At 46.6% G+C, this 4169-nt stretch carries 4 protein-coding genes; 1 reads left to right on the top strand and 3 read right to left on the bottom strand.

Translation table 11 applies throughout. From position 1 onward, the window contains the following. The 3 genes from ACJMLT_RS00275 to thyA all read right to left on the bottom strand — a co-directional run. On the bottom strand, nt 1-1277 hold a 1277-nt coding region (locus tag ACJMLT_RS00275), incomplete at its 3' end, for an IMP dehydrogenase (RefSeq protein WP_405724841.1). Nucleotides 1278-1485: 208 nt separating this feature from the next. Next, nucleotides 1486-1974, bottom strand: coding sequence for a dihydrofolate reductase (locus tag ACJMLT_RS00280; protein ID WP_405724844.1), 489 nt, complete (start codon nt 1972-1974; stop codon nt 1486-1488). Nucleotides 1975-1985: 11 nt separating this feature from the next. Beyond that, entirely contained in the window at nt 1986-2816 is an 831-nt protein-coding gene (gene thyA / locus ACJMLT_RS00285) for a thymidylate synthase (protein ID WP_405724847.1), read from the bottom strand. Nucleotides 2817-3194: 378 nt separating this feature from the next. Between thyA and ACJMLT_RS00290 the strand changes: the two genes are divergently transcribed. Beyond that, a partial coding sequence (locus ACJMLT_RS00290; protein WP_405724850.1) for an ABC transporter substrate-binding protein occupies nt 3195-4169 on the top strand: 975 nt, incomplete at its 3' end.

Raw genomic sequence — 4169 nt, forward strand, 5'->3', positions numbered from 1 at the left:
TTTGCGTCGCCGCCCATGTCATATCTCTGCCAGTTTCTTGCTCTTGCGGAACCTTCGCCCCAGTATTCTTTCATGTAAGTGCCGTTGATGTTCACTTTGTTTGTGGGGGATTCGTCGAAACGAGCGAAGTATCTGCCCAGCATGATGAAGTCTGCACCCATTGCCAGTGCCAGTGTCATGTGGTAGTCATATACGATACCGCCGTCGGAGCAGATGGGAACATAGATCCCTGTTTCTTTGAAGTATTCGTCTCTTGCCTGTGCTACTTCGATCACAGCAGAAGCCTGACCACGGCCAATACCTTTCTGTTCACGAGTGATACAGATGGAGCCGCCGCCGATACCTACTTTAACGAAGTCTGCACCGCATTCTGCCAGGAAACGGAAACCTTCTGCATCTACAACGTTACCTGCACCAACTTTTACGGAGTCGCCGTATGTTGCTCTGATCCATTCCAGAGTATCTTTCTGCCATTCGCTGTAACCTTCGGAAGAGTCGATTGTCATGATATCAACGCCTGCTTCTACCAGAGCGGGAACTCTTTCTTTGTAGTCTCTTGTATTGATCCCTGCACCTACTACATAGCGTTTGTGTGCATCCAGCAGTTCGTCTTTGTTTTCTTTATGGCTTGCATAGTCTTTACGGAATACCAGATATTCCAGTCTGCCTTCTGCATCTACGATAGGCAGCTGGTTGATCTTGTTATCCCAGATGATGTTGTTTGCTTCTTTCAAAGATGTGCCGGAGGGAGCCCAGATCAGTTCAGACATAGGTGTCATGAAATCTTTTACCAGTTCTGTGCCTTCCATACGGCTCACACGGTAGTCTCTGCTTGTTACCAGACCTACCAGTTTGCCCTGCGCCGTACCGTCTGTTGTAACAGCTACTGTGGAATGGCCTGTTCTTGCTTTCAGAGCCAGAATATCATTCAGTGTGCCTTCGGGGCTGATGTTGGAATCGGACACAACAAAGCCAGCCTTGTAGGATTTTGCTCTTGCTACCATTGCAGCCTGTGCTTCGATGGGCTGAGAACCATAAATGAACGCAATGCCGCCTTCTTTCGCCAGAGCCACTGCCATTTTGTCATCGGATACCGCCTGCATAACTGCGGATACCAGAGGGATGTTCATTTCCAGTGCGGGTTTTTCGCCTTTTTTGAATTTAACGACGGGTGTTTTCAGGCTTACGTTGTCCACCATACATTCTTTTGTAGAATAGCCGGGAACAAGCAGGAATTCACTAAAAGTTCTGGAAGGTTCTGTGAAAAAAGTTGCCATTTTGATTCTCCTCCTATTTATGTTTTCTGGTTTTGCTGTATAGTACGCCAATTTAACTTTAAGTTTATATTAGAATGATTTTATCACTAAAAAACCCCCTATTCAAGGGGGCTTTTGGATTTTCCGATATTTTGTCGATTCCGTCAGTTTTCAGACGAAATCTGCGCTTTTTTCGTAGGTTTGTATACAGGATACGACTCTGCTTTCCTTATTTCTTTCTGTAAATATCAAAAGAAAACTGTACGCCGTTTTCCTCCTGCAGTTCGCCTTTTTCTGCCAGTACCCAGTCCAGGTGTGCATCCAGATCAGGGAAATGGGTATCCGCTTCGTATGCTTCGTAGATTTTTGTCACATAGGCTGTTTCGCACTGGGGCAGCAGCTGTTCATAGATGGTGCCGCCGCCTGCAACAAAAATCTGTTTATCTGTATAATCTTTCAGAATTGCGGGCAATTCGTCAATGCCGTGGCACAGCACCACACCTTCCGCTTCATAATTTTTATTATTTGTCAGAACAATATTCACTCTGTTGGGCAGAGGCTTTTTATTGGGAAAGGATTCCAGCGTCTTTCTGCCCATGACCAGCACATTGCCTGTGGTTTTCTGACGGAAATATTTCAGATCCGCGGAAATGGGATGCAGCAGGTCGCCGTCCTTGCCGATGCCCCATTTTTCATCTACTGCTACGATTAAATCCATGGTCAACCTCCTTATTCGGCTACAGGGATTCTGCCCAGAGATTTGTGGTACTGATAATCTTCCACGATGAAATCATCCACGGTAAAATCATAGAAATTCTTGATTTCCGGATTCAATCTCACCTTAGGTGCGGGCAGGGGTTCTCTTTCCAGCATTTCCTTTACCATATCGATATGTCTGTCATAGATATGCATATCGGAAATGACATGGATGAATTCGCCGGGTTCCAGACCGCTTACCTGCGCAAACATCATCAGCAGCGCACAGTACTGCACTACGTTCCAGTTGTTTGCAGTCAGGGTGTCCTGAGAACGCTGGTTCAGGATGCCGTTCAATTTGTTGTCCGTCACGTTGAAAGTCATGCTGTAGGCACAGGGTTCCAGTCCCATTTCTGTCAGGTCCGCAAAATTATAGATATTTGTCATGATACGTCTGGAAGCAGGTGTGTTTTTCAGCTGCCACAGCACGTTATCCACCTGATCCATTTCGCCGTGAGCAAATTTATACTTCACACCCAGCTGATAGCCATAGGCCTTGCCGATATTGCCTTCTGCATTGGCCCATGCATCCCAGATATGGCTGTTCAGTTCGGATACCTTATTGGATTTTTTCTGCCAGATCCACAGGATCTCATCGATGGCATTTTTCCAGTTGGTATAGCGCAGGGTCATCATGGGGAATTCTTCCTGCAGGTTGTATCTGTTTACCACCCCAAAGGTTTTGATCGTATGGGCAGGCGTACCGTCCTCCCATTTGGCACGCACAATCTCGTTTTCCGTGGAAAAACCGCTTTCTAAGATCTGTCTGCAATTGGCCTTGAAAATTTCATCTGCTCTGCTCATACCATTTCCTCCCTTTTTCCCTTCTGTTCCTCTATCTTTTTTCCGAACGATGCGGTCATTTTTTCTGTAACAGAAATATTATAAACAAAAAAATCGTCTTTCGCTACCCTGGAACAGAAAAAAACCATATCCGCAGAAAGGAAAGCATAAATATTCCGTTTGTTCCTTTTGATATGCATCAGAGAATTTTAGCAGTATAATTATGTAAAAAAATCATACCTGTGTTGATTCTCTGCAGGTTTTATGGTATATTTTGAATAATGGTGAAAGCATCTGTTTTTCTTGCACAGACAATCGCAGGATACATAGTCAAAACACCAAAACAACAGTTTTCGGTTTGATGCTTACCGAAACCTATTTTACGGGAGGTTGTAAATTATGAAAAAGTTTATTGCTCTGGCACTGGCATCTGTGATGACACTGTCTCTGGCAGCATGTGGCGGCGGTTCCGACGCACCCGCAGTTGCAGGTACACCCATCAGCGGTGACACAATCAAAATCGGCGTTTTCGAACCCACAACAGGTGAAAACGGCGGCGGCGGTATGCAGGAAGTTCTGGGTATCCGTTACGCAAACACAGTTGCGCCCACAGTTGATATCAACGGCACAACATACAACATCGAACTGGTAGAAGTTGACAACCAGTCCGACAAAACAGCAGCAGTTACAGCTGCACAGTCTCTGATTTCCTCCGGCGTTGTCGGCGTTATCGGTTCCTACGGTTCCGGCGTTTCCATCGCAGCCGGTCAGACATTTGCTGAAGCAGGCGTTCCCGCCATCGGTTGCTCCTGCACAAACCCTCAGGTAACACTGGGTAACGATTTCTACTTCAGAACATGCTTCCTGGATCCTTTCCAGGGTACAGTAATGGCATCCTACGCTGCAGTAGACCAGGGCTACAAAACAGCAGCTGTGATCAGCCAGAACGGCGATGACTACTCCACAGGTCTGGCAGCATACTTCAAACAGGCATTCGAATCTCTGGGCGGCACAATCGTTGCTGACGAAACATACCAGACAAACGAATCCGACTTCAACGCTATTCTGACATCTGTAAAAGAATCCGGCGCTGAAACAGTATTCATCCCCTGCTCCATCGCTACAGCAACTCTGATCCTGCCTCAGGCTCAGGCGAACGGCGTAACAGCACAGATCATCGCTTCCGACACATGGGAAAATGAATCCATCGTTATGGCAGCCGGTTCCGCAGCGGAAGGCGTTGTATTCTCCACATTCTTCGATGAAAACGACGAATCCACACCCATGGCAAAAGATTTCGTTAACGGCTTCAAAGCATACCTGAACGCTGATCCTCAGAGAGTTACTCTGAACGGCGGCACAGACGGCGTAGCA

Source organism: Anaerotignum sp. (assembly GCF_045122575.1).
GTDB lineage: Bacteria > Bacillota > Clostridia > Lachnospirales > Anaerotignaceae > Anaerotignum_A.

Bases quoted from the DNA above. Each gene is read 5' to 3' on its own strand.
- ACJMLT_RS00280 (WP_405724844.1), bottom strand. From the start codon at position 1,974: ATGGATTTAATCGTAGCAGTAGATGAAAAATGGGGCATCGGCAAGGAC.
- thyA (WP_405724847.1), bottom strand. From the start codon at position 2,816: ATGAGCAGAGCAGATGAAATTTTCAAGGCCAATTGCAGACAGATCTTA.